The sequence below is a fragment of the Rhizobium sp. YAF28 genome (genome assembly GCF_052113285.1).
Taxonomy (GTDB): Bacteria; Pseudomonadota; Alphaproteobacteria; order Rhizobiales; family Rhizobiaceae; genus Rhizobium.
Map to the genome: position 1 here is coordinate 39535 of NZ_JBFRCX010000007.1, position 24919 is coordinate 64453.

Here is a 24919-nt window from a genome sequence, read left to right on the forward strand (position 1 = left end):
CTCGCTTCCGATGAAAGTGCTACCGAATGCATGGCATGGCCTCCAACAATTCGCCTTCAGGTTTCAATAAACATTTCAGACTTTCATGATATTTCCGCCCGGGTGGAGATGGAGAAGCTCATGCCGGAATTCTTCGGGAGCAGGGCGGGAAGGCAATGTCTGACGATCATGGCGCTCGGTGCAGTGCTGTGGATTTCGGCCACCCTGCTGGATGTCGATAGCTGGCTCGTTTCCTTCATGAGCACCTTCGAGAATTACGGTGCCGATAAGTTCGTGCTGGCCCTCGGCATCGCCGGCGCGATGAGCTTCATCTATTCCGTGTTGCGCATTGCCGACCTTCGCAAGGAGATGCAGCTTCGCGACTCCGCCCAGGCGCGCGCCGACTGGACCGCCACCCACGATCATCTGACCAAGCTTCCGAACCGCTACGCCTTCGAACGCAAGATCCTGCCCAAGCCCGCCGATAAGGACGGCAATCTTCCCGAAGAGGCCAAGAGCAACGTCACGATCTTCTCCGTCGATCTCGACGGCTTCAAGAAGGTCAACGACCTCGTCGGCCACAAGGGCGGCGACGTTCTGCTGGTGGAAGTGGCCAAGCGCATTTGCGCCTTGGGCAATGCCGACTGCGTCTACCGTTTCGGCGGGGATGAATTCATCATCATCGCCCTCGGCATGACCGCGGCGCGGGAGGAATGGTTTGCCAAAGTGCTCATCCAGGCGGTTACCCGCCCCATCCTGATCGATGGTTTTGCCGTAGAGGTCGGCGCCAGCGTGGGCTACGACCGCTGGAGCGAAGGCGCAGAGCCGCTGGAGGATGCCGCTCACCGCGCCGACCTTGCCATGTACGAGGCGAAATCGCGCGGTCCTAATCATCAACTGATCTTCGAAACGTCCATGCAGGACAAGGTGACGGAACGCGCATCGCTCGAAACCAAGCTGCGCGGCGCCATTCAGAACAAGGCGATCAAGACCTACTATCAGCCGCTGATCGATCTCAGGAGCGGCAGGCTCTGCGGCTTCGAGGCGCTGGCCCGATGGACCGACGAAGACGGCATGAATATTCCGCCTCCGGTCTTCATCGGCATCGCCGAAGAAACTGGCATGATCACCGAACTGTTCGAAAACCTTCTCACCCAGGCCTGCAGCGATGCCCTCGCCTGGCCTGACGATGTAAGGCTTTCCTTCAACGTGTCACCCGTCCAGATGGAGGATAAACTCCTTCCCTCGCGCATCTTCAAAGTGCTCGCTGCAAGCCGCCTGCCCGCCAGGCGACTGGAAGTTGAAATCACCGAAAACGCGCTGGTCCAGGATCCGGCGATCGCGGCCCATATTCTCGATGAGTTGCATAAAGCGGGCGTACAGATCGCGCTCGATGATTTCGGCACGGGCTATTCGAGCCTTGCTCAGCTTGCCCGTTATCGCTTCGACAAAATCAAGATCGACAAGAGTTTCATCGCCACCTGCCGGGAGGACGAGAAGCAGGAAAAGATCGTCCGCGCCATGCTCGCTCTCGGAAGAAGCCTCAACATCAAGACAACGGCTGAAGGCGTCGAGGAGCACGCCCAGCTCGCCTATCTGCTGCAGCTTGGCTGCGACATCGGTCAGGGCTATCTCTTCGGCAAGGCGATGCCCGCCGCGGAGGCGGGCATCTTCATCGAAAGCCAGAATACCAATCTGGCCTCTACGGCCTGAATAAAGCAATTCCAGCAAAAGTGTGAAGCGGTTTTGCGTCCGGAATTGCGTGAAAACAAAGAGATAAAGCATTTCCGTGTTTCGAAGAAAAACGGAAATGCTTTAAACTAGAAGACTTGCCGCAGGATCACGAACAGCAGGAAGGCGATCGCGATCGAGGCCGGCAGCGTCAGCACCCAGGCCATGAGCATGTTGCGCACGGTGGACCATTGCAGGCCCGAGCCGTTCGCAGCCATCGTGCCCGCCACACCGGAAGACAGAACATGCGTGGTCGAAACCGGCAGGCCGAGATGGTCGGCCGAGGCGATCGTCACCATGGCGACGACTTCCGCGGCGGCACCCTGGCCGTATGTCAGGTGCGTTTTGCCGATCTTCTCACCAACCGTCACGACGATGCGCTTCCAGCCGACCATCGTGCCGAGGCCGAGCGCCAGCGCAACGGCGACCTTCACCCACAAGGGGATGAACTTCGTCGCATTGTCCACCGCCGCATGATAGCCGGTGACGGCCTTGAGATCGCTGGCATCCATCGGCAGCAGCTTCTGCTTGTCGATGAGCTTCAGCGCCTCGCCGATCAGGTAAATGTCGTTGCGGACGTTGCTGACGAGATTGGTCGGAACGGCTTCCAGCGTCGGGAAAGCGGCGACTTCGGCGCTCGTCTGATGGATATACTGCTGCAGCGCCGGCGTGGTCGCGTCCGTCCAAACCTTGTTCTTGACGGCATTGCCGACTTCCGCCTTGTAGTCGGTAACTGTCACGCCCGGCTTTACATACTTGCCGAGCGCCGTTTCTACCTGCGCCGAAGCCGACTTGTAGGCTTCGAGATAGTTGACGTCAGGCGTGCGGTTCAGCGCGAAGGCGGTCGGCACCAGGCCGATCAGGATGAGCATGATGAGACCCATGCCCTTCTGGCCGTCATTCGAGCCATGGGCGAAGCTGACGCCCGTGCAGGTGAAGATCAGGATGGCGCGGATCCATAACGGCGGCGGCTGGTTGCCCTTCGGCTCCTGATAGAGCTCGGGTTTGCGCACCAGGAACTTCATAACGACGAGCAGGATGGCCGAAAGGCCGAAACCGATGATTGGCGAAATCAGGAGTGACAGGCCAATGTTGGTCGCCTGCGACCAGTCCACACCGCTGGTGGCCGAGCCTGCCGGCGCCAGGAACTGGTTGGCGAGGCCGACACCGATGATCGAGCCGACCAGCGTATGCGAGCTCGATGACGGCAGGCCGAGATACCAGGTACCAAGGTTCCAGACAATCGCTGCTATCAATAGAGCGAAGACCATGGCCAGACCCGAGCCGGAGCCGACCTGCAGGATGAGCTCGACCGGTAACAAGGCCAGGATGCCGAAGGCGACGGCGCCCGTCGACGTCAAGACACCGAGAAAATTGAAGAAGCCCGACCAGATGACGGCAAATTCCGCCGGCATGGAGCGCGTATAGATAACGGTCGCCACGGCATTGGCCGTATCGTGGAAACCGTTGACGAACTCGAAGCCGAGCGCGATCAGCAGCGCAAGGCCGAGAAGCAGCCAGGGAACGGCAACTGCGGCAGTCAGATCACGGGCGAGGGCATAGCCGACATATCCGAGACCGCAGACCACAACGAGCCCGAACACCGGCAGGAACCATTTGCCGGCGGAGTTCGAATGATGCAGCGGATGGGAAGCGTCGCTATGGCTGGGGGCAATGTCGGCCATGGCATAGTTCCTTGTTCCATTTGCAAATTGCCGTTTGTTAATAAATCCCTAGCGTGAAGCTCTCATGACGCGACCATTCCCGCCATCCGGATCCGGAACCGAAATCAGCAACCAAAAATTGCCTGCCGGGACGCAAAAGACTTCCCACCCGGCACGATGACGCTAAGTTCGTCACCGTCACGCTCGCAGGGGAGCATCAAGCAAAATGCCGTCGACCGACCTTCTCCTGACCTTCAATGCCGGCTCATCGACGGTGAAGATCGGCATCTTCGCAATCGAGGATGCAAAGGTGCGCCGCATCGGCAAGGGCGTGATCGACTTCCGCTCCAACCCACTCGCCTTCAAGCTGACGGAAGGTCCGCAGGCATTTGATACACCGCTGAAAGCGGAACTGACAGACGATCTGCACGCCGTCATCGACGAAACGTTCAAACTGCTCTCGGAGCATTTCGATATCGGTGACGTCCGCGCTGCCGGCCACCGCGTCGTCCATGGCGGCGACCGTTTTACCGCGGCAACCGCGCTCGATGATGCCGCAATCGCGGCGGTGGACGCGCTCACGCCGCTCGCACCCCTTCATCAGCCGCAGGCGCTTCGCTTCATCCGGGCACTGAAGCACCTGAAGCCGCATCTGACCCAGACGGCCTCCTTCGATACCGCTTTTCACGCCACGCAGACCGATCTCGTCCGCCGCTTCGCCATCCCCCGCGCGCTTCATGACGAGGGCATCAAGCGCTACGGCTTTCATGGCCTCTCCTACAAATTCATCGCAGGGGAGGTAAGCCGCAGGCTGTCGAACAAAGCGAAAATCGTCGCCGCCCATCTCGGAAGCGGCGCAAGCCTCTGCGCTCTGGAACAGGGCATCAGTCGCGATTGCAGCATGGGCTTTTCCACGCTGGACGGCATTCCCATGGCCACAAGGCCCGGCTGGCTCGATCCCGGCGTGATCTTGCATCTGCTGCAGCAGAGGAAGCAGTCCGCCGATCAGGTGGAAGATCTGCTCTACCATCGCTCCGGCCTGCTCGGCGTCTCCAGCATCAATGCCGATACCCGCGATCTTCTCGAGGATGACCGCGCAGAAGCCCAGGAGGCGCTCGACCTCTTCACATTGCGCATCGCAGGCGAGATCGGCCGCATGTCGGTGACGCTCGGCGGGCTCGACGCCATCGTCTTTACGGCCGGCATCGGCGAGCATCAGCCGCAGATCCGCGCAGCAGTCCTCCAGCGTCTGGGTTGGCTCGGCCTCGCAGTCGATGAAAAGGCGAATGCCGCCAACGGCTTCACGATCACGACACCCGCAAGCCGCATAACGGCGCATGTCATTGCCACCGACGAGGAACAGATCATCGCGCAGGAAACGCTCTCTATTCTTCGCTCCTGATGATCCAGATCAAATGCACGCCAGCGCCAGCCGCTAGAATTGACGTTGAACAAGTTTAAACCGGAGAAATCCATGGAAAAGCATGTCTCGACTCCAGCAGTTCTGTCAGACGCCGAACTCACACTCATCGACCGCTACTGGCGTGCCGCCAACTATCTCTCGGTCGGCCAGATCTATCTCCTGTCCAATCCTCTCCTGCGCCAGCCCCTGAAGCCGGAACACATCAAGCCCCGCCTGCTCGGCCACTGGGGCACCACGCCCGGCCTCAACTTCATCTATGCGCATCTGAACCGCGTCATCCGTGCCCGCGACCTCGACGTCATCTATATGTGCGGTCCCGGCCACGGCGGACCGGGCATGGTCGCCAATACCTATCTCGAAGGCATCTACAGCGAGATCTATCCCGACATCGCCGAGACCGAGGACGGCATGCGCAAGCTCTTCCGCCAGTTCTCCTTCCCCGGCGGCATCCCGAGCCATGCAGCGCCGGAAACGCCCGGCTCCATCCATGAGGGCGGCGAACTCGGCTATGCGCTCGTCCATGCCTACGGCGCAGCCTTCGATAATCCCGATTTGATCGTCGCCTGCGTCATCGGCGACGGCGAAGCCGAGACCGGGCCGCTGGCGGCAAGCTGGCATTCCAACAAGTTCCTGAACCCCGCCCGCGACGGTGCCGTCCTGCCGATCCTGCATCTCAACGGTTACAAGATCGCCAATCCGACCATCCTCGGCCGGGCGAGCGACCAGGATCTGACGCATTTGTTCGAAGGCTATGGTTATGAGCCCTTCTTCGTCGAAGGCCACGAGCCGGCAAAGATGCATCAGCAGATGGCCGCCACCTTCGACAAGATCTTCGACCGCATTCGAGCAATTCAGAAACAGGCACGCGACGGCAAGGCTCCGCAGGCCTGCCCGCGCTGGCCGATGATCGTGCTGCGCAGCCCCAAGGGCTGGACCGGCCCGAAGGAAGTGGACGGCAAGAAGGTTGAGGGCTTCTGGCGCGCCCATCAGGTGCCGGTTTCCAATTGCCGAGAGAACGACGGACACCGGAAAATCCTCGAAGACTGGATGCGCGGTTACGATCCCGAAGACCTCTTCGATACCTCGGGCGCGCTGAAGCCTGAATTACGGGCGCTGGCCCCCTCAGGCAAACGCCGTATGGGTGCCAATCCGCACGCCAATGGTGGTCTGCTGCGCAAGGAGCTGATCACGCCCAATATCCGCACCTATGAGGTAAAGATGGAGAAACGCGGGGCTGAGATGGTGCAATCCACCGAAATCCTCGGCCATTACCTGCGCGACACGATGAAGCTCAATGAAGCCAACGCGAACTTTCGCATCTTCGGCCCCGACGAAACGGAATCAAACCGTCTCGGCAGCGTCTTTGAAGTCACCGATCGCGTCTGGATGGAGAAGATCGAACCCTATGACGTGAGCCTCGCCAGCGACGGCCGCGTCATGGAAGTACTGAGCGAACATCTTTGCCAGGGATGGCTGGAGGGCTACCTGTTGACGGGCCGGCATGGCCTGTTTTCCTGCTACGAGGCCTTCATCCACATCATCGATTCCATGTTCAACCAGCATGCCAAGTGGCTGAAGGTCACCCGCGAACTGGAGTGGAGGAAGCCGATCTCCTCGCTCAACTATCTCTTGACCTCGCATGTCTGGCGGCAGGACCATAACGGCTTCTCGCATCAGGACCCCGGCTTCGTCGATCTCGTCGCCAACAAGAAGGCCGATATCGTCCGTATTTACCTGCCGCCGGACGCCAACACCCTGCTCTGGGTCGGTGATCATTGCCTGAAGACCTACGACCGCATCAACGTCATCGTCGCCGGCAAGCAGCCAGAGCCACAATGGCTGACCATGGACGAGGCGGTGAAACACTGCGAAACCGGCATCGGCATTTGGAACTGGGCGAGCCACGAGGACGATACGGTCGCGCCCGATGTCGTCATGGCCTGCGCCGGCGACGTACCGACCATGGAGACGCTCGCTGCCGTCGATCTGCTGCATCGGCATACTCCGGAGCTGAAGATCCGCACTGTCAACGTGGTCGACCTTCTCGCCCTGCAATCGCAGGATCAGCATCCGCACGGCCTGACGGACGAGGCCTTCGACGCAATCTTCACGAAGGACAGGCCGGTGATCTTCGCCTATCACGGCTATCCCTACCTCATCCACCGGCTGACCTATAAGCGCACCAACCACCGCAATATCCATGTGCGCGGCTTCATCGAAGAGGGCACGACAACCACGCCCTTCGACATGACAGTGCTCAACGAACTCGACCGCTTCCACCTCGCCATCGAGGCGATCGAGCGCGTTCCGGGCCTGAAGGAGAAAGTGCCTGAAGTGCTGGAAAGCCTGAGGGCCAAGCTCGTCGAGCATCATGCCTATGTCCGCAAATATGGTGAAGACATGCCGGACGTGCGCAACTGGAAATGGCCCGCAGCCTGAAAGGGATGCTCCCTGATATGAAAAGGGCCGCGCGGAAACCGCGCGGCCCTTCCCCAGCCGTGATGCGAAGTTACTGGCCGTTCTGCGTGCCGCTTGGTGCAGTCGCGCCCGTCGGCCCGCTGCCATCAGGCGTCGGGTTGCGATCTGTCGGCTCCAGCGGCTTGATGGAGCCGGTCGCCGGATTGTTGTCTAAAGTACCGGCACCCGAAGGCTGCCCGGTGATCGCATTGGGCGTTGTGGATGCGGTCGAAGCCGGTTCTGTGGTCGTACCAGGCCAGATGGCAAAGCTCACCGCAGCGATCAGAATGACCAGAATGCCGGCTGCGAGCACACCCCAGAGCGAGACGCTACGCCGCTCATCGGCAAGCACTTTCTCCTCTTCATAGGATGCCTGCCCAAGTGGCATGCCGGTATTCTCATCCACGATTCGGTTCTTGTCGTCACCATATTGGGTCATCGCTTGATCCTCCAATCTGTGCGGAAGAAACCAAATTGGAGGGAAGATGTTCCATCAAGCCGGTTTTTGGATCCATACGGGCAGCGATAAGGTGTCGACGTTCTTGACTGGCCTGCACTTCCTTAACATCATCAATGACATCAAATCAGGAGTGACCCATGGCATTCGACGGCCGCCTGCTTTCCGGTGTCTGCACGCTTGCCGCGGTGGTCGAAAGCGGCAGCTTCGTCAGGGCAGCCGATGCGCTTGGCCTTTCAGCCTCCGGCGTCAGCCGCGCCATAGCGAGGCTGGAGGCGCGTGTCGGCGTGCGCCTGCTCGACCGCACCACCCGCTCGGTACGGCTGACGGACGAAGGCGCCCGTTTCTACGAACAGGTCGCTCCGCATCTCGATGGGATAGAGGAGGCCGCGACGCTTGCATCAGGTGCGTCTCTGACCGTGCGCGGCCGGCTGCGCGTCGATGTCGATCCGATCTTTTCCCGCATGGTGCTGGCGCCGCATCTGAAGCGGTTCATGACCCGCTATCCGGCGCTGGAACTCGAATTGATAACCCGCGACCTGATGAGTGATCTCGTCGCCGACGGCATTGATATCGCCATCCGCTTCGGCCAGCAGCCGAACTCGTCGCGCATCGCCCGCAAGCTGATGGAAACCCGCGTCCTCACGGTCGCCACACCTGCCTATCTCGCCGAGCATGGCACGCCGAGGACACCTGCCGAGATCGCCAGCCACTCCTGCATCCAGTTCCGCGATCCGCTGACGGGCCAGACTTTCGAATGGGAACTGCACAGGGGCAAGAAGATCGTGCCGCTCGACGCTCGTGGATCGCTTCTGATGAGCGACCCCGGTACCATGCTCGATGCCTGCCTTGCCGGCGCCGGCATCGCCCAGGTGCTTGCCCTTAGCGTCAAGGACCTGCTTGCCGACGGACGCCTTGTAGAGCTCTATCCGGACTGGCCGAGCGAAACTTTCCCCCTCTACGCTGTCCACCCTTCCCGGCATCATGTACCGGCCAAGGTCAACGCCTTCATCGAGTTCTGCCTGGAACTTATCCGCGACTAAATGCCGATCTTCGAAAGTTGGTGACAACCTTTCGGCCCTTGTTCCAGACCGGCCTGAACGTAGGCTATGAAATTTCACAACTGGAAACACCGCCGAGGAAAGCCATGAAGGGTTTCGCCACCAGCCTCACTGCCTCCCGCCTGGAGGAAATGCTGGCCTTCTATATGACACCGACGGCCGGTAGCCCTAACGAAGCCGACGACGGCGGTGAGGAAAGCGGAGCAGTGTCCACCAAGACGGCAGATCACACTGCCGAGCGCATGGCGCCTCTCGCCGCACTGACGGAGAACTAAGCGCTTACTTTACCACCAGCACCGGGATACCTGCCTCGGAAAGGACCTCGGACGTCTGGCTGCCGAGCATGAGCCGCGAGATCCCGCGGCGGCCATGCGAGGAAATAACGATCAGGCCGCAGCCCCGCTCTGCTGCCGTTTCCAAAATGGCGACTGCCGGCGAAAGATGCACCTTGCTGACGAAGTCGGCGACGACACCGGCGCTCTTCGCTTTTTCCCCGATGATCTTTTCCAGATCCTCGATCTCCTTCCGGCGGCCCTCATTATAGCTGTCCATCGCCTCAGCCTGCACGATCCCTTGCAGCGCAAAACCGGTCAGCGGCACGATGACGCTGATAACGGTCACGGGAAGGTTGAGCGCCTTGGCAAGCGCAAGACCATGATCGACACCCCGACCGGCAAGTTCCGAACCGTCGGTGGGCAGCAATATGCGATTGTACATGGGAGATCCGTTCTGCTGGCTGAATTCAAATAAGAAGGGAATTCACCAGTGATCGTAATCCCGCGCCTTGACGCAGGTCAACATCAGGCGAAGCTGACACCCCTCTTCAGTTCCAGAGGAAATCTTCGCTTTCAATACGGGAGGCAAGCTTGAGCGTGCCGTCAGGCTGAACGACATAACGTTCGAACTGCCGAACGCCAAATTTGCCGAGGAAAGTATGCTTCACCACCGTGCCGGGCTTATAGGGCGAATGGATAACCTTGCCGCCATAGGTCAGGCTGCCTGGGATAGGCTGGTCTTCCGTCGTCGTGCTGCAGCCAGCAGCGAGAAGAAGAATTGCGACAACAGCATATTTCATCACGCACCCCCGATGACGAAGCGTCTTCCGACAAAGTTATATCGCCTGCGCGGCGAGCGCGCACTGATAGTTTTGATTTCGGGGACAAGTGGTAGCGGAGGAGGGATTTGAACCCCCGACACAAGGATTATGATTCCTCTGCTCTGACCTACTGAGCTACTCCGCCACTGGTCAAACGATACCGTTCGCGAAGCGCTTCCGGTCCGTGGGATGTGCGGCTTATAAGGTGCGCTTCCGCTTTGTGTCAAGCACATGATGGAGAAAAACGGTGGGCTTTCCGCAGTGCCGTTTTTCGCCGTTTCAGGCCATCGCGTAGTTGGAAAGCAGCGCCTTCAGCGAGGCTTCTGCGTCAGGCTCGCGCTCGGAACGTTCGATGAAGCCGCCGCCGAAGACGCGGGCGTCATCGCCGGGTGCCGAATAGAGCGCGCAGGCCTGGCCCGGCGCAATGCCTGCCTCGCCGACCGTCAGGTCGACATAGACGCCACTTGCATCGATGTGCAGCACGGCAGGCGCCGGCGCGCGGGTGGAGCGCACCTTGGCGTAGCAGGCAAAGCCTTCGCCTGACGCCGCGACCTGAAGTGTCTCGTCACCCAGCCAGTTGACGTCGCGTAGATAGACGCGATGCGTTTCCAGCGCTTCCTTCGGACCGACGATGACGCGGCGCGAGCGGGCGTCGAGAAAGACGACATAGAGCGGCTCGCCGGTGGCAATGCCGATGCCGCGGCGCTGGCCGATCGTGTAATGCAGGATGCCTTCGTGCTGGCCGAGGATGCGACCGTCGAGATGAACGATATCACCGGCCAAAGCCGAATTCGGCTTCAGCTTGGTGATGATGTCGGAATACTTGCCCTGCGGCACAAAACAGATGTCCTGGCTGTCGGCCTTCTTGGCGACAACAAGGCCCATCTCTTCGGCCAGTCGGCGGGTTTCCGACTTTGGCAGACCGCCGAGCGGGAAGCGCAGATAGTCGATCTGCTCCTGCGTCGTGGCGAAGAGGAAATAGCTCTGGTCGCGGTCGGCATCGGCCGGGCGATAGAGCGCGCGGCGGCCAGGATTGCAGGAGGACGGGTTCGGGCGCGAGCGGATATAGTGACCAGTCGCCAGCGCATCGGCGCCGAGTTCCTTGGCTGTCGCCAGAAGATCGGCAAACTTGACCGTCTGGTTGCAGGCAACGCAGGGGATCGGCGTCTCGCCGGCGACATAGCTCTCGGCAAAGGGGTTGATGACGGTTTCGCGGAACCGCTTCTCGTAGTCGAGCACGTAATGCGGAATACCGAGCGTCTCGCAGACACGGCGTGCATCATCGATATCCTGGCCCGCGCAGCAGGAGCCGGCGCGGTGGACCGCAGCGCCATGATCGTAAAGCTGCAGCGTGATGCCCAGCACATCATATCCCTGGCGTTTGAGAAGCCCGGCCACGACGGAGCTGTCAACGCCGCCAGACATGGCGACGACGACACGGGTGTCTTCCGGCTTCTTGTCAAAATCCAGTGTGTTCACGGGGTACTGCCAAATTCTGTGCTGTTTCGATCCGCCTTTTCTCACGTCGGAATGTGGCGGATTTCCTGTGTTCCGGCGGGATCGTCCGCCAGCTTGCATGGGCGACGGATATAGAAACTATTGCGCCCCTGCGCAAGGCCCAGCGATTCGGGCCTCTCCGGCAGCGTCATGCGCGGGTCACGCATTGCAGCTATTCGCAATCGACCTTTGATAGGCCGTATTTCATCACGTAGATGAAATGACCCACCTTTTAAAAGATTCGGATAAATGACAGCCGCCTCCACCACGCTTCGTGGCGTCCTTGTCGCATTTGCGGCCTATGCCGTCTTTGCCTTCAGCGATGCGTCCATCAAGGCCCTGCACGGCACGGTTCCTTCCTTCCAGGTCGCCTTTACGGGTGCGATCCTCAGCCTAGTAGCCCTGCCCTTTATTAAGGGACCAGGTGATTCATGGCTGGACATTTTCAGGACGACGAACCGGCCGCTCTGGCTAGCGCGCTTTGCCGCCGGCGCAACCGGCGCAATCGCCTCCATCATCACTTTCACCAAGTTGCCGATGGCAGAGGCCTTCTGCCTGCTCTTCCTGCTGCCCTCCTTCGTCACCATCCTCTCGGTGATCTTCCTGAAGGAAGATGTGCGCTGGCAGCGCTGGGCCGCCGTCATCGTCGGCTTCCTAGGGGTGCTCGTGGTTCTGAGGCCCGGTTTCCGCGAACTGTCCGTCGGCCATCTGGCTGCGACTATTGGAGCGATCGCGGCAGCCATTGCCATCGTCATCCTGCGCAAGCTCGGCCCGGCCGAAAAGCGCCTCTCGCTTTATGGTGCCTCGCTGCTCGGCACGCTCATCGTCAGCGGCCTGCTCATGCTGTCGCAAGTGGTCGTGCCAACGCCGCAGCAATGGTTGTTTCTCGCAAGCTACGGCCTGCTGGGCGCAGCCGGCAACGTCATGCTGATGACGGCAGCCCGCCTCGCCCCGGCAACGCTGGTCGCGACACCGCAATATAGCCAGATGATCTGGGCAATCGCCTTCGGTTATTTATTCTTCAACGACAGCGTCGACCTGCCGATGGCTCTCGGCATCGTGCTCATCATCTGCTCAGGCCTCCTGACGCTGATCCGCGAACGCAAGCGCCAGGTGCCTCTGCCCGCAGCCGTCGCCTCCGGTGATGCGCAATCCCAGATCGCTACGACGCCGGTGGAAGGCGAAGCAGAAGCGCCGATGCGGTAGATCTATTCTGCCGCCTCGCGCCGGTCTCGAGCGGGTGGCTCGCTCATCACCGCCCGCATGCGCGGCAAGGATGCCGGATATTCGCGCTGGATGAAATCGATCAGCTTCTCGCGAACCTCGCAGCGCAGATCAAAGGTGCGGCCGGAATTCGATGCCGATACGAGAATGCGGATTTCCATCACCGCTTCGCGGAAATCGGTCACCGCGATATTGACCACATGGCGATCCCAGAGCTTCGAGCCCTGCGCGATCTCCTCGACCTTCTTTCGGATGGCGGCGACGGGCACGCTGTAATCGAGATAAATCATGACAGTGCCGATCAGCGCCGAGCTTTCGCGCGTCCAATTCTGGAACGGGTTCTCGATGAAGTAGCTGAGCGGCAGGATCATCCGCCGCCAATCCCACAATTGCACGACAACATAGGTCGAGGTGATCTCTTCCACCCTGCCCCACTCGCCTTCTACCAGCAGCGCATCGTCGATGCGGATCGGCTGCGTGATGGCGAGCTGAATGCCGGCAAACAGGTTTTTCAGCACAGGCTGGAGCGCGAGACCGACGACGATACCCGCCACACCGGCGGAGGCGAGCAGGCTGACACCATATTGCCGGACCGCATCGAAAGTCATCATGCAGGCCGATATCGCCACGACGACGATCAGCAGATCGGCGACGCGCTCCATGATACGCGTCTGCGTCACGTGCTTGCGTGCCAGAAGATTATCCTCGGCATCGAGCTTGAAGCGCCTGAGATAGACCGTCATCCAGATATGTTTGACGATCCTGGCCATCCAGGCGACGAGCACGATGAAGAAAATGAGCAGGATGTGACGAACGGTTGCCGACTGCATGTCCGTCAGCGGCGCGACCGTCGCGCCAAAGGAAAGGCCGGCCACCAGCATTGCAAGCCGCACGACACGCTTCAGGCGCGAGACGAGCGAGCGCCAGAAGAGATCCTTGCTTTCAATCAGCCGCGTCAGCAGGCGGAAGAGAATGCGATGCGCAAAAAGCGTAACTGAGATGACCGCGGCGAAGATGATGGCGCTTGCAAGCCAGTCCGGCAGCCAGACGCCTTCTGCGCGGATATCGTCCAGAAACTCCGTCATGCGGGCACAGTTAGGGTGCAACGCAGCATGGAAAAGGGAAAGGCATCAAAAAAGGCGCAGCCGGAGCTGCGCCTTTAAGAAAAGGATGGGCGGTATCGGCTCAGGTGCCGATCAGTTTGTTGCAGGCAAGTGCGATGCCCGGATTGGCGATGATGGCAGTCATGAGCGCCAGACCGATCATCGACAGCGTGTAGCGTTTCATGTGCATCCTCCTTTTTCAGCCCCGCCGAGAGTATGCAATGCTGACTGGCATTCTCAAAATAACGAATGATTGAGGCAGTTGCGTAAGCGCCAGACGATCAGCTCTCCAGGCTGGGATCGACGAAGAGCGAACCATTATAGGCGCCGCAACTCGTGCGGATGGCGACGACGACCCAAATCGCAGCAAGAGCTACGACCAGAACCTCTCCGAACCCTGTCAGCGCCGGCAACGGAAAGATACCGGCAAGCCGCAGCGTGGCGACGGCATAGACACCGATCGGGAAGGTGTAACCCCACCAGCCGAGATTGAAGGGCAAGCCCTGCCGCAGGTGGTTGATGGTGATGGCAACCGCCAGGCCAAGCCACCAGAGGCCATAGCCCCACAGCAGGACAGCACCAAGCAAAGCCGCACCCGAAATCGCTGGAGCCAGCGCGCCAAGGCCGCCGGCTGCAAGAGCTTGCCCGCCATTGATGGAAAACAGAGCAAGCCCAAGTGCGCCGGTGCCAACAGGACCGAGGGCAAGGAAGCTCGTCGCTGCCATGCTTGCGGGCGGCAGCTTGTGCAGAGCCAGGCGCAGGAAGAGGATGACGAGAATGCCGAGCGCCAGCGGCACTGAGCAGGACCAGAGCACGAAGCTCGCAAAAAGCACCGGAAGCTGCGTACCTTCGGCAAGATGCGGCACCAATAATCCGCCGCTTGCAGCTGCGACCTCAGAGGCAACGATCGGCAGCAGCCAGACGGCGCTCATATGCTCGATTGCATGCTGCTGCCGTGTGAACATGACCAGTGGAATGGCAAGACCCGCCAGAACCGCCAGCGCTGCATCCAACCACCACAGCTCCGCCGCGATAGAGACGCTTGCCTCACCTAAAAGGCCCGGTCCGAAGATCAAGAAACCGTTGACGATGGTCGCAAGGCCCATCGGAATGCAGCCGAAGAACATCGAAACGACGGGATGGTCGAATGCCCTGAGTGCAGCGCCGGGATACAGCAGCCACTTTCCGGCATAGATGCAGGTCAACGTTGCAAACAGGCCGATATTCGCGAGCCACAGCATCTCGCCTGCTGCGTGGACTGTCGGCAAATCCGGAAACTGACCGAAGCAGACGGCAAGGATGCCGGTCCCCATTGTCGTCGCAAACCAGTTCGGCGTGAAGTGGCGCAGGACATGCGTCCGCAAGCGAACAGTCGGGACAGAAGGAGATAGATGCAGCGCGGTCATGGCGAATTCCTTTCGTTGACCGCTTTCATACCGGCACCAAATAATCGCTTCCAACGATTTATCTTTGTCATTTCGTTCGATAAAATCGAATGATTAATGGAGGCGACATGACACTGGAGCAGCTGAGAATATTCGTAGAGGTGGCAGCGCGTCAGCACATCACGAAGGCGGCAGCTCACCTGAACATGACCCAGTCGGCCGTCAGCGCCGCAATCACCGCATTGGAGACACGACACGGCGTCACCCTCTTCGACCGGGTTGGCCGTTCGATCGTGCTGAACCGGACCGGCCAGTTATTCCTGAAGGAAGCACAGGCCGTACTGACCAGCGCAAAGGCGGCGGAGGCCGCCCTGATGGACCTCTCCGGCCTCATGCATGGAGAGCTCACGATCATGGCGAGCCAGACGATCGGCGGCTATTGGCTGTCGCCGCGACTTGCCGCGTTCCGCCGAAATTATCCCGGCATCGAACTGGCAATCCGCATCGGCAACACTGCTGAAGTGTCTGACGCCGTTGCCAAGGGCGAGGTGGAAGTGGGCCTCATCGAGTGGCCGAGCGACAGGCACGGCGTTTCGGCAAGGCAGGTCGCCCTGGACGAGATGATCGTCGTCGTTGCTCCCAACCACCCATGGGCTGACGGCAAATTACGCGCCCCGACCGATTTTTCTCAGACGCAATGGGTCCTGCGCGAACAGGGGTCCGGCACCCGCCTCGCCTTCGAAAGCCTTCTGCAAAGGGCGGGCCTCGATATCGATGCGCTTGATGTGGCGATGGTGCTGCCGGAAAACGAGCCGCTCGTCGGCATCGTCGAAGCTGGTATTGGCGCGACGCTGATGTCGCGGAGCGTGGTTTCCATGAAGCTGCGCAGCGGTCTTCTCACCGAAGTGAATGTGCCGCCCCTGCCCCGTCCCTTCTTCTTGCTGCGCCATGAGGAGCGCTATCGCAGCAAGGCGGCCGACGCTTTCGATGCGATGATCTCAGGCTGATGCCTTCTTGAGTTGGCGTCCGTAGATCAGTGCCTCGGCCTCATGCTGCGGCATGGGTCTGCCGAGAAGATAGCCCTGCACCTCGCCAAACCCTTCGGCCCGCAGCTGCTGCAACTGCTCCTCGGTCTCGATGCCTTCGGCGAGCGTAACCGCATTGAAGCCGGAGCCGATGCCGGCCACGGCCCGCACGATGGCCAGATTGCCGGGATCGGTCTCGATGCCGGACACGAAGCTGCGGTCGAGCTTGATCTTGTCGAAGGTGAAGGCGCGCAGATAGCTGAGCGACGAATAGCCCGTGCCGAAGTCGTCGATGGCAATGCGCACACCGAGTTCCTTCAACGCCCGAAGCAACGGCAGGCTTTGCACCACATCGGCCAGGAAGACGGATTCGGTGATTTCGATTTCCAGCCGTTCAGGACGCAGACCCGCCTCATCGAGTGCTGCGACGACGCTGGAAAGCAGGCTTGTATGGCGGAACTGGCTGACGGAAAGATTGACCGCGATCTTCAGATGGCCCGGCCAGGAAGCCGCCGTACGGCAGGCCTCCCGCAGCACCCAGTCGCCGATCGGAATAATTAGCCCCGTCTCCTCCGCCAGCGGAATGAAATCCATCGGCGGCACAAGACCACGCACCGGATGCCGCCAGCGGATCAGTGCTTCGAAACCGCCGATTCCATCATCCTCGAGCTGGACGATGGGCTGATAGTAAAGCTCGAACTGCCCGTGTTCCAGCGCACTACGCAGTTCGCCGGTCAGATGATGGCGACGCTCGGCCTCGAGCCGCATCGCCGGCTCATAGAAACGATAGGTCGAGCGTCCGCTTTCCTTGGCGGCGTAGAGCGCGAGGTCGGCATGGCGCATCAACACATCAGCCTCGCCGGCATCGACAGGCGCCAGCGCAATGCCGATGCTGCAGGTGACATGCTCCCGGGTGCCATCAAGATCAAAAGCTCTGGCAAGCGACTTGAGCAACAGATCGGCAAAACGCTCTGCCCGGTCGGGCTCGGCTAGCTGCAGCACGACTGCGAATTCATCACCGCCGAGACGTGCCACGAGGTCGCCCTCATCGCCAAGCGCCAGCAAGCGCTCCGCCACCTGGCAGAGCAGCGCATCGCCGGCGGCATGGCCCTTGCTGTCATTGATCGTCTTGAAGTGGTCGACGTCGATGTAGAGCAGCGCCACCGGCTTTTCGATAGAAGCGGTAATGGCCTGCTTGCGGATATGCTTGGAGAAGGCGGCGCGGTTCGGCAGGCGCGTCAGCGAGTCATGCATGGCAAGATGCGCAAGCCTCGCCTCCACCGCGCGCTCTTCCGTCACATCGTGAGAGATGCCCAGCAGATAGCGCGGCTCCTTCCCTTCAGGCGCCGGCAGGGCACGCTTGACGGTGCGAAGAATGCGCTTGCCACCGTCGGCTCGCTCCATTGTCTCCTCGAAGCTGATCGTCGCACCGGCGACGAACGCCTCGTGATCCTGTTCGCGAAAGATGTCGGTCTGCTCAGAGGGGAAGAAGTCCCGGTCCGTCCTTCCAACCACGTCGCCGGTATGAAAGCCCATGATCTCGCCGCACGCCTCGTTCAGCAGGATGTAGCGGCCATCCTCTTCCATATCCTTCACGAAGACGCCGACAGGCAGGTTGTCGACGATGCTGTCCAGTAGCGAACGTGTATCGGTGATCTGGCGCTGCGCGGCATTCACCTCGGTACGGTCCTGCACGATCGCCAGGATCGCAGCCCTTCCTTCGAAGCGCACTTCCCGGCCGTAGGTCAGAACCTCGATGGCCTCGCCATTGGCCTTCAGATGCGTCCAGCGCTCGGCCTTCTCCATGTCAGTGCGGTCATGAACGGCACTGAGCATCCGCTCCCGCTCGGCAGCTGGGCGGATATCGAGCACGGTCATGCCCTGATAGTCCTCTGCGCTGTAGCCATAGAGCATGAGCGCCGCATCATTGACGATCAGGAAGCGTAGCGTATCCGGATCGTAGACCCACATTGGAGAGGGATGCGTCGTAAACAGCGAACGGAAATCATCCACAAGAGCTTCGGACTGCCCGGATATCGTCTGAAACGAGGCCATTGAGAAATTCACGCAAAATTGGAACCAATATTGAAAGTGGTATAGCCGAGAAAGCTAAATAAAATCACAATCATAAGGGGCCTAAACTTTGAGCGCACGCCCTTAAAATAAGCAGTGAAAGTTTCTCGAACCAGCCATTTCGCGGCCCAGTTGAAAATTTCAGTGGCCGGCCAAGCCAAGGGCTCGGCCACGTGGCTGATTGTCGGGCGGAACCAAATCATTTGCAAAGAGTTATCTTCGATTGAAAATACAACCCATCGGCAGGGAGGCGATGATGGGCACACCCGCAATAACAGATCATGATAAGATCCGGAAATGGATCGAAGCACGCGGCGGCCATCCCGCCCGGATGAAAAGCGGCCTGATCGGCGTTGATTTCAGCAGGCAGGAAAGCTCTGTCGAGAACATTTCCTGGGACGAATTCTTCAGGGTTTTCGACGCGAGCAGAGACACTTTCCTGCATCACGACACCAACGCCACCCGCCACTGATCACAGGTTACTAACGACATGCACTGAACCATGTAAAAAACCGGCCCAGAGACCGGGCCGGTTTTTCGTGTCTTTCCTTGGGAGGAAAACTCAGTCGACGTTGAAGGCCAGTAGCTTTGCCTGGCGGATCGCAGCATTGGCCGTCAGTTTGCCCAGAACGACGTCGTCAACCGCGGCGTCAACATAGAGCAGAGCGATGGCGTCGCCCCCCTGTTTGTCGCGGCCGAGCTGGAAGTTGGCGATATTGACGCCGGCAGCACCAAGCGTCGTGCCGATGAAGCCGATCATGCCGGGAACGTCGGTATTGGCAATGTAGATCATGTGGCTGCCGACATCGGCGTCGAGGTTGATGCCCTTGATCTGGATGAAGCGCGGCTTGCCGTCGGAGAAGACCGTGCCGGCAATCGAGCGCGTCATGGATTCCGTGGTCACCGTCAGCTTGATGTAGCCGTCGAAGACGCCCGACTTGTCGCGCTTTACCTCGGAAAGGATAATACCCTTTTCCTTGATCATGATCGGTGCCGAAACCATGTTGACGTCGGCCACCTGCGAACGGATGAGACCGGCGAGAACCGCCGAAGTCAGTGCGCGGGTGTTCATGTTGGCCGTGACGCCATCATAAAGGATTTCGATTTCCTTGATCGGTTCTTCCGTGACCTGGCCGACGAAGGCGCCGAGAACATCGGCGAGCTTGATGAACGGCTTCAGGATCGGCGCTTCTTCAGCGGTAATCGACGGCATGTTGATGGCGTTCGAAACCGCACCCTTGACGAGGTAGTCAGCCATCTGCTCGGCAACCTGCAGAGCGACGTTCTCCTGTGCTTCGGTGGTCGAGGCGCCGAGATGCGGCGTACAGACGACGTTCGGCAGCCCAAAGAGCGGGCTTTCCTTGGCGGGTTCGACTTCGAAGACGTCAAAGGCTGCGCCAGCGACATGGCCGGACTTGATGGCATCGGCAAGGGCTGCCTCATCGACGAGACCGCCGCGGGCGCAGTTGATGATGCGAACGCCGGGCTTGGTCTTGGCAAGCGCTTCCTTGTTCAGGATACCACGCGTCCTGTCGGTCATCGGTACATGCAGCGTGATGAAATCGGCATGGGCCAACAGTTCGTCGAGCTCGACCTTGGTGACGCCCATCTCCTCGGCGCGCTCCTTGGACAGGAACGGGTCATAGGCAATGACATGCATTTTCAGGCCAATGGCGCGGGCACAGACGATGGAGCCGATGTTGCCGGCGCCGATGACGCCGAGCGTCTTGCCGGTGATTTCGACACCCATGAACTTCGACTTTTCCCACTTGCCGGCCTGCGTGGACGTATCGGCAGCCGGAAGCTGGCGGGCAACCGCAAACATCAGGGCGATCGCATGTTCAGCCGTCGTGATCGAGTTGCCGAAGGGCGTGTTCATGACGATGATACCGCGGCGCGATGCGGCCGGGATATCGACGTTGTCGACGCCGATACCAGCACGGCCGACGACCTTGAGGTTCTTGGCCGCTTCGATGATCTTCTCCGTCACCTTCGTGGCGGAACGGATGGCGAGACCATCATAGTTTCCGATGACTTCGAACAGCTTGTCCTTGTCCTTGCCGAGCTGCGGCTGGAAATCGACTTCGACGCCGCGATCGCGAAAAATCTGGACGGCGGTTTCCGACAGTTCGTCGGATACGAGAACGCGAGGTGCCATAAGGGCCTCCTTCAAAGAGTTCAGCGATGAATGAATTCGGAATGCGAGGCTCCGCCATCAGGCGGAGCCGGATGCGATCACGTCAGGCAGCAGCCTGGGAAAGCGTTGCTTTCTGGGTTTCAAAGGCCCAGGAAAGCCAAGGCATCAGCTTCTGCATATCAGCGGTTTCGATCGTGGCACCAGCCCAGATGCGCAGGCCGGACGGAGCGTCACGGTAAGCGCCGATGTCGTAAGCGACGCCTTCCTTTTCGAGGAGAGCGACGAGGCCCTTGGCGAAATTCGCCTGACCATCGGCATCGAGAGCAGCCACATCCTTGTCGACGATTTTCAGGCAGATCGACGTATTGGATTCGATCTCCGGCTTGACGGCCAGATTGGCGATCCAGTCGTTTGCGGCGACGAAATCGGCAATGGCCTTGGCATTGGCGTCAGCGCGGCCGATCAGAGCCTTGAGACCGCCGAGCTGCTTGGCCCAGAGAAGCGCATCGATATAGTCCTCGACGCAGAGCATCGACGGCGTGTTGATCGTCTCGCCCTGGAAGATGCCTTCGATCAGCTTGCCGCCCGAAGTCAGGCGGAAGATCTTCGGCAGCGGCCATGCCGGCTGGTAGGAAACCAGACGCTCGACCGCACGCGGCGACAGGATGAGGATGCCATGCGCACCCTCGCCGCCCAGAACCTTCTGCCAGGAGAAGGTGACGACGTCGAGCTTGGCGAAATCGAGGTTTTGCGCGAAGGCGGCCGAGGTCGCATCGCAGATCGTCAGGCCCTTGCGATCAGCCGGGATAAAATCGGCATTCGGAACGCGGACGCCAGAAGTGGTGCCGTTCCAGGTGAAGACCACGTCACGGTCGAAATCGACGGTGGAAAGGTCGGGAAGTTCGCCGTAACCGGCTTCGATCTTGCGCACGTCCTTGAGCTTGAGCTGCTTGACGACATCGGTAACCCAGCCGGCGCCGAAGCTTTCCCAGGCGACCATATCGACGCCGCGCTCGCCGAGCAGCGACCAAAGCGCCATCTCGACGGCACCGGTATCGGAAGCCGGCACGATGCCGATGCGGTAGTCCGCAGGCACTTCGAGAATTTCGCGGGTGAGATCGATGGCCTGCTTCAGCTTGGCCTTGCCGACTTTCGCGCGATGCGAACGACCAAGGGCCGCATCGGAAAGAGCTTCGAGCGTCCAACCAGGACGTTTCGCGCAGGGGCCAGAAGAAAAATGAGTGTTTTGCGGACGCACGTCCGGCTTTGCGGTATTTGCCATATTGCTACCCTTCCAGATAGATGGCTCCTCGTTGGGGAGGAGTGTCCCGCCGCCGTGTTTATGGGCGAAGCCCGTCATAGTCAAGCGGGAGATGTCGTTTCTGGAAGCTATTTTGCCGCAGCGGCGATCACATCTCGGGTTAAACCGCGCCGCTGGCGGCGCGATGGCCTGCGTTGAAGATATCGCTGCCAATGCGGCGCGCCATCTCAATATGCGCAGCACCATTTCCTGCATCCGAGTCGAGAAACATTTCCGACGTCACTACAGGAGCACCGCAATAGTCGAAAATGCCATGGTCGATCTGCGTCTTGATGGCGCTGAAATAACCGTGCCGCTCATAGGTGCGAGCATCCGCACCGCCTATGCCGACGAGATGGACGGGCAGATGCCTAAGCTTTTTCACAACCTTGCCGGACGTGTCGTCATAGGCCCAGCCATTAGCAAAGACGCGATCGATCCAGCCCTTCATCAAAGCCGGCATGGACCACCAATAGACAGGATAGACCAATACGAGCGCCTCGGCGCGATCGATCCTTGCCTGCTCGGCGGCGACATCGGCAGGTGCCGCGGCTTTCCGGCGATGAGCTGCAATATCGGCCTCATTAAATCTGGGATCGAAAGCCTCTTCCGTCAGGTCTGCGATCTCGAAGGAGTTGCCGGCATCGGAAGCCGTTATACCTTCGGCAATTCCCGCGGCGACGCCATGACTGAGCGAGTTGGAATCGGGATGAGCGAGAACGATGAGTGCATGCATGGCGAAACCTCCTGATCGGCGATTGCGAGCAAAGCCAATCGCTTATATACTTTTCGTAAGATACCTTTAGTAAGTTACTTTTCGTAGGTTACGATGTCAAGCACCGACAAAGACCACATCGACGCTCTTCCTCGCCCCCGTCGCCGGCTTTCGAGAGAAGAACGCCATCGCCAGCTCCTGGATGTCTCGTGGCGATTGATCAGGGAGGAAGGAACGGACGCGCTGACGCTGGGGCGCCTCGCCGAACAAGCCGGCGTGGCAAAGCCTGTCGTCTATGATCACTTCGGCACGCGGCCGGGATTGCTTGCGGAACTCTACCGCGAATTCGACGATCGGCAGACGGCGCAGATGGAAACTGCACTTCGCGAAAGCGGACCTGCACTGAGCGACAAGGCCAAGGTCATGGCGGTCGCCTTTATCGATTGCGTTCTCACACAGGGGCGCGAAATTCCTGACGTCATCGCCGCTTTGGCAAGTTCTCCGGAGCTGGAAAAGGTCAAGCACAAGTGTCAGGTGGTTTTTATGGACCAGTGCAGATCCGTGCTTACTCCCTTCGTTGGTGCAGGGACAATCGCGTCAGCCAGCCTTTGGGCAATGCTCGGCGCTGCGGAAACTCTCTCCTATGCTGCGGCAACCGGCGAGATCAGTGCCAGCCAGGCTGAAAGCGAACTTTTCGAAATCATTCTGGCAATGGTCGCCAGAAACGTCAGCTGAAACGAAAAAGCCGCCCTTGCGGGCGGCTTTCGATAATCCTTGAAGCTATGGCTTACTTGTAGACCGGCTGCTGCAGCGGAATTTCCGGCGGTTCGTAGGCAACCGGCTGAGCGCAGCCGCCGAAGAGATAGCGCGCGCCGACACGGGCTTCATGGACGTTGACGCCACGGTCGCGACCCGGGCCGCCGTTTTCGTTGTAGCCGAACATGTTGCCGCCATCGATATGCAGATAGCGGTAGCCGACATCGGCCTTGACGTTGCAGGTCACGTCGATCGAGGCGCCGGCCATGAGGGCGTAGCTGAAGCGCCAGCCGCCGCGACCGCCATGGACGACTTCATCATCGCAACCGGTGCCATCATCGGCGCAGGCGACGTTGTGGAGGTCCTTCCACTTGACGTAGGAACCACCGATACCGGCGCCGACATAGGGCGTGAAGTAGGCGTAGGTGCCGAGATCGACATAGGCGTTGGCAAGCAGCGTGTAGGCCGTCATCGACGATACGTCGCTCGACGTACATGCGACCACGCAGGCGCCAAAGGCCGCCCCACCGCCGACCGTCGAACCGCGGAAGTCAGACTTGGTAAGATAGTCGAAGGTCAGGTCGGTGCGCAGATAGCTGTTGATCTGGTAGCCGACACCGCCGCCAACCGTCCAGGCATCATCAAGGTCCGCATCGTCGAAATCGGCTTCGAGAGCATTGCTGCCCTGGAAGAACTTCGCGCCGCGCAGGTCGGTGAAGGCGTAGCCGACATCACCGCGCAGATACCAGCCGGTCGATTCGCTGACGGCGACTTCCGGGGGCTGTTCCGGAATGGGTTCGACCGGAGCAAGATCGGCAGAATAGGCATTCGACGCGATCAACAGCGCGGCGAAGATACCGGACAAAGTTCGTTTCATGGATTCACTCCAGTCGGTTGCGTCGGCGCGTTGCAGGCCGCCAAAACGGATATGCTTTTTATGGATAATGAATCGGAAACGTTAAAAGCTGCTTAACCATAAGAAGTAATGCGAATATTCACGCCAGAACATGTTTCGAAAAGTAATCTGCCCGTCTCGACTTCCCAAATCGGGAAGACAACGAATAAAAAGCCCGGCGAACGTTCACGCTTGCGAACGACGGATGAGCAAAGACGAGCAAACCGCATCACCCCACATGATCCTCCGGGATCGAACCGCTAAAGACAAATCGAAGATTTTTCCACAGAGGATCAGCAAGCGTATGCAGAACAGCAACAGGCAGGCCGCCGATACCATTACCGATCTCTACGAACGGCATGCCAAAGTCTGGGATTCAAGCCGCGGCAAGACCCTTTTTGAACGGAGCTGGCTGGATCGCTTCACCGCACTGATCCCGCAAGGCGGGTCAATCCTCGATATCGGCTGCGGTTCCGGCGAGCCTCTCGCGCGTCATTTCATCGAAAGCGGCCACGCAGTGACCGGCATCGATTCCTCACCCAGCCTGATCGACATGTGCCGGACGCGCTTTCCAAACTCCGACTGGCAGGTCGCAGATATGCGCCGCCTCTCGCTTGGCAGAAGTTTCGATGGGCTGATTGCCTGGGACAGTTTCTTCCACCTGCCCTTCGAGAATCAGCGGCGCATGTTCTCGTTGTTTCGTGCGCATTCGGAGCCGGGAACGGCGCTGATGTTCACCAGCGGACCGGCACATGGCGAAGCTATGGGCGTTTTCGTCGGTGAACCACTTTATCACAGCAGCCTCAGCCCGGATGAATATCGCGCCCTGCTCACCGAACACGGCTTTACAGTCGTCGCCCACAAGGCTGAAGACCCGGCCTGCGGCAATCACACGGTCTGGCTCGCGCAACGCCAATAAAAAGCCGGCACGAGGCCGGCTT

The 24919-nt window shown here is 59.8% G+C and carries 22 protein-coding genes and 1 tRNA gene; 10 read left to right on the top strand and 13 right to left on the bottom strand.

What is annotated here, in order from left to right:
- The first annotated feature begins 120 nt into the window (after nt 1-120).
- Nucleotides 121-1692 (top strand): putative bifunctional diguanylate cyclase/phosphodiesterase, encoded by a 1572-nt coding sequence (locus AB4Z13_RS17120; protein ID WP_442206369.1) that lies wholly within the window; start codon nt 121-123, stop codon nt 1690-1692.
- A 107-nt stretch (nt 1693-1799) separates the two neighbouring features.
- Here AB4Z13_RS17120 and AB4Z13_RS17125 read toward each other — a convergent pair whose 3' ends face one another.
- Nucleotides 1800-3395 carry an inorganic phosphate transporter gene (locus tag AB4Z13_RS17125; RefSeq protein ID WP_442206370.1) on the bottom strand — a complete coding sequence of 532 codons (1596 nt, stop codon included), beginning with the start codon at nt 3393-3395 and terminating at the stop codon, nt 1800-1802.
- A gap of 205 nt (nt 3396-3600) precedes the next feature.
- Between AB4Z13_RS17125 and AB4Z13_RS17130 the strand changes: the two genes are divergently transcribed.
- Complete coding sequence (locus AB4Z13_RS17130; protein ID WP_442206371.1) at nt 3601-4776, top strand: acetate/propionate family kinase; 1176 nt, start codon at nt 3601-3603, stop codon at nt 4774-4776.
- Between the two features lie 72 nt (nt 4777-4848).
- Complete coding sequence (locus tag AB4Z13_RS17135; protein WP_442206372.1) at nt 4849-7236, top strand: phosphoketolase family protein; 2388 nt, start codon at nt 4849-4851, stop codon at nt 7234-7236.
- A 70-nt stretch (nt 7237-7306) separates the two neighbouring features.
- Here the strand turns inward: AB4Z13_RS17135 and AB4Z13_RS17140 are convergent, their stop codons facing one another.
- Entirely contained in the window at nt 7307-7693 is a 387-nt protein-coding gene (locus AB4Z13_RS17140; RefSeq protein ID WP_439016463.1) for a hypothetical protein, read from the bottom strand.
- Between the two features lie 158 nt (nt 7694-7851).
- Between AB4Z13_RS17140 and AB4Z13_RS17145 the strand changes: the two genes are divergently transcribed.
- On the top strand, nt 7852-8754 hold the full coding sequence (locus AB4Z13_RS17145; protein WP_442206373.1) for a LysR family transcriptional regulator: 903 nt from the start codon (nt 7852-7854) through the stop codon (nt 8752-8754).
- Between the two features lie 104 nt (nt 8755-8858).
- Nucleotides 8859-9047, top strand: a complete 189-nt coding sequence (locus tag AB4Z13_RS17150) for a hypothetical protein (protein ID WP_439016465.1) — start codon at nt 8859-8861, stop codon at nt 9045-9047.
- A 4-nt stretch (nt 9048-9051) separates the two neighbouring features.
- On the opposite strand, the gene AB4Z13_RS17155 is transcribed toward AB4Z13_RS17150, so the two are convergent.
- The 4 genes from AB4Z13_RS17155 to mnmA form a co-directional block, all read right to left on the bottom strand.
- Nucleotides 9052-9489, bottom strand: coding sequence for a universal stress protein (locus AB4Z13_RS17155; protein ID WP_113323778.1), 438 nt, complete (start codon nt 9487-9489; stop codon nt 9052-9054).
- Between the two features lie 106 nt (nt 9490-9595).
- Entirely contained in the window at nt 9596-9847 is a 252-nt protein-coding gene (locus AB4Z13_RS17160; protein WP_007827016.1) for a hypothetical protein, read from the bottom strand.
- A gap of 89 nt (nt 9848-9936) precedes the next feature.
- Nucleotides 9937-10013, bottom strand: a tRNA-Met gene (locus AB4Z13_RS17165).
- A gap of 134 nt (nt 10014-10147) precedes the next feature.
- Entirely contained in the window at nt 10148-11347 is a 1200-nt protein-coding gene (mnmA, locus tag AB4Z13_RS17170) for a tRNA 2-thiouridine(34) synthase MnmA (RefSeq protein ID WP_037103912.1), read from the bottom strand.
- Between the two features lie 267 nt (nt 11348-11614).
- Here mnmA and AB4Z13_RS17175 point away from each other — a divergent pair, with 267 nt between their 5' ends.
- On the top strand, nt 11615-12571 hold the full coding sequence (locus AB4Z13_RS17175; RefSeq protein WP_442206374.1) for a DMT family transporter: 957 nt from the start codon (nt 11615-11617) through the stop codon (nt 12569-12571).
- A 2-nt stretch (nt 12572-12573) separates the two neighbouring features.
- Here the strand turns inward: AB4Z13_RS17175 and AB4Z13_RS17180 are convergent, their stop codons facing one another.
- The gene (locus tag AB4Z13_RS17180; RefSeq protein ID WP_442206375.1) at nt 12574-13674 is read right to left on the bottom strand and encodes a mechanosensitive ion channel family protein; all 1101 of its coding nucleotides are present in this window, start codon (nt 13672-13674) and stop codon (nt 12574-12576) included.
- Nucleotides 13675-13973: 299 nt separating this feature from the next.
- Nucleotides 13974-15098, bottom strand: coding sequence for a TDT family transporter (locus AB4Z13_RS17185; protein WP_442206376.1), 1125 nt, complete (start codon nt 15096-15098; stop codon nt 13974-13976).
- Between the two features lie 107 nt (nt 15099-15205).
- Here AB4Z13_RS17185 and AB4Z13_RS17190 point away from each other — a divergent pair, with 107 nt between their 5' ends.
- Complete coding sequence (locus AB4Z13_RS17190; RefSeq protein WP_442206377.1) at nt 15206-16084, top strand: LysR substrate-binding domain-containing protein; 879 nt, start codon at nt 15206-15208, stop codon at nt 16082-16084.
- On the opposite strand, the gene AB4Z13_RS17195 is transcribed toward AB4Z13_RS17190, so the two are convergent.
- Complete coding sequence (locus AB4Z13_RS17195; RefSeq protein ID WP_442206378.1) at nt 16076-18157, bottom strand: putative bifunctional diguanylate cyclase/phosphodiesterase; 2082 nt, start codon at nt 18155-18157, stop codon at nt 16076-16078. The genes AB4Z13_RS17190 and AB4Z13_RS17195 overlap by 9 nt on opposite strands.
- 271 nt (nt 18158-18428) lie before the next feature.
- Here AB4Z13_RS17195 and AB4Z13_RS17200 point away from each other — a divergent pair, with 271 nt between their 5' ends.
- On the top strand, nt 18429-18647 hold the full coding sequence (locus AB4Z13_RS17200; protein WP_442206485.1) for a hypothetical protein: 219 nt from the start codon (nt 18429-18431) through the stop codon (nt 18645-18647).
- A gap of 90 nt (nt 18648-18737) precedes the next feature.
- Here the strand turns inward: AB4Z13_RS17200 and serA are convergent, their stop codons facing one another.
- From serA to AB4Z13_RS17215, 3 genes are all read right to left on the bottom strand, one after another.
- Nucleotides 18738-20333, bottom strand: coding sequence for a phosphoglycerate dehydrogenase (gene serA / locus AB4Z13_RS17205; RefSeq protein WP_442206379.1), 1596 nt, complete (start codon nt 20331-20333; stop codon nt 18738-18740).
- Between the two features lie 82 nt (nt 20334-20415).
- A complete protein-coding gene (locus AB4Z13_RS17210) occupies nt 20416-21594 on the bottom strand; it encodes a phosphoserine transaminase (RefSeq protein WP_442206380.1) in 1179 nt (392 codons plus the stop codon).
- Between the two features lie 139 nt (nt 21595-21733).
- Entirely contained in the window at nt 21734-22348 is a 615-nt protein-coding gene (locus AB4Z13_RS17215; RefSeq protein WP_113323788.1) for an NAD(P)H-dependent oxidoreductase, read from the bottom strand.
- Nucleotides 22349-22441: 93 nt separating this feature from the next.
- Between AB4Z13_RS17215 and AB4Z13_RS17220 the strand changes: the two genes are divergently transcribed.
- Nucleotides 22442-23062 (top strand): TetR/AcrR family transcriptional regulator, encoded by a 621-nt coding sequence (locus AB4Z13_RS17220; protein WP_113323789.1) that lies wholly within the window; start codon nt 22442-22444, stop codon nt 23060-23062.
- Between the two features lie 52 nt (nt 23063-23114).
- Here the strand turns inward: AB4Z13_RS17220 and AB4Z13_RS17225 are convergent, their stop codons facing one another.
- Entirely contained in the window at nt 23115-23960 is an 846-nt protein-coding gene (locus tag AB4Z13_RS17225) for an outer membrane protein (RefSeq protein WP_113323790.1), read from the bottom strand.
- Between the two features lie 322 nt (nt 23961-24282).
- Between AB4Z13_RS17225 and AB4Z13_RS17230 the strand changes: the two genes are divergently transcribed.
- Entirely contained in the window at nt 24283-24897 is a 615-nt protein-coding gene (locus tag AB4Z13_RS17230) for a class I SAM-dependent methyltransferase (protein WP_113323816.1), read from the top strand.
- Nucleotides 24898-24919: the final 22 nt, after the last annotated feature.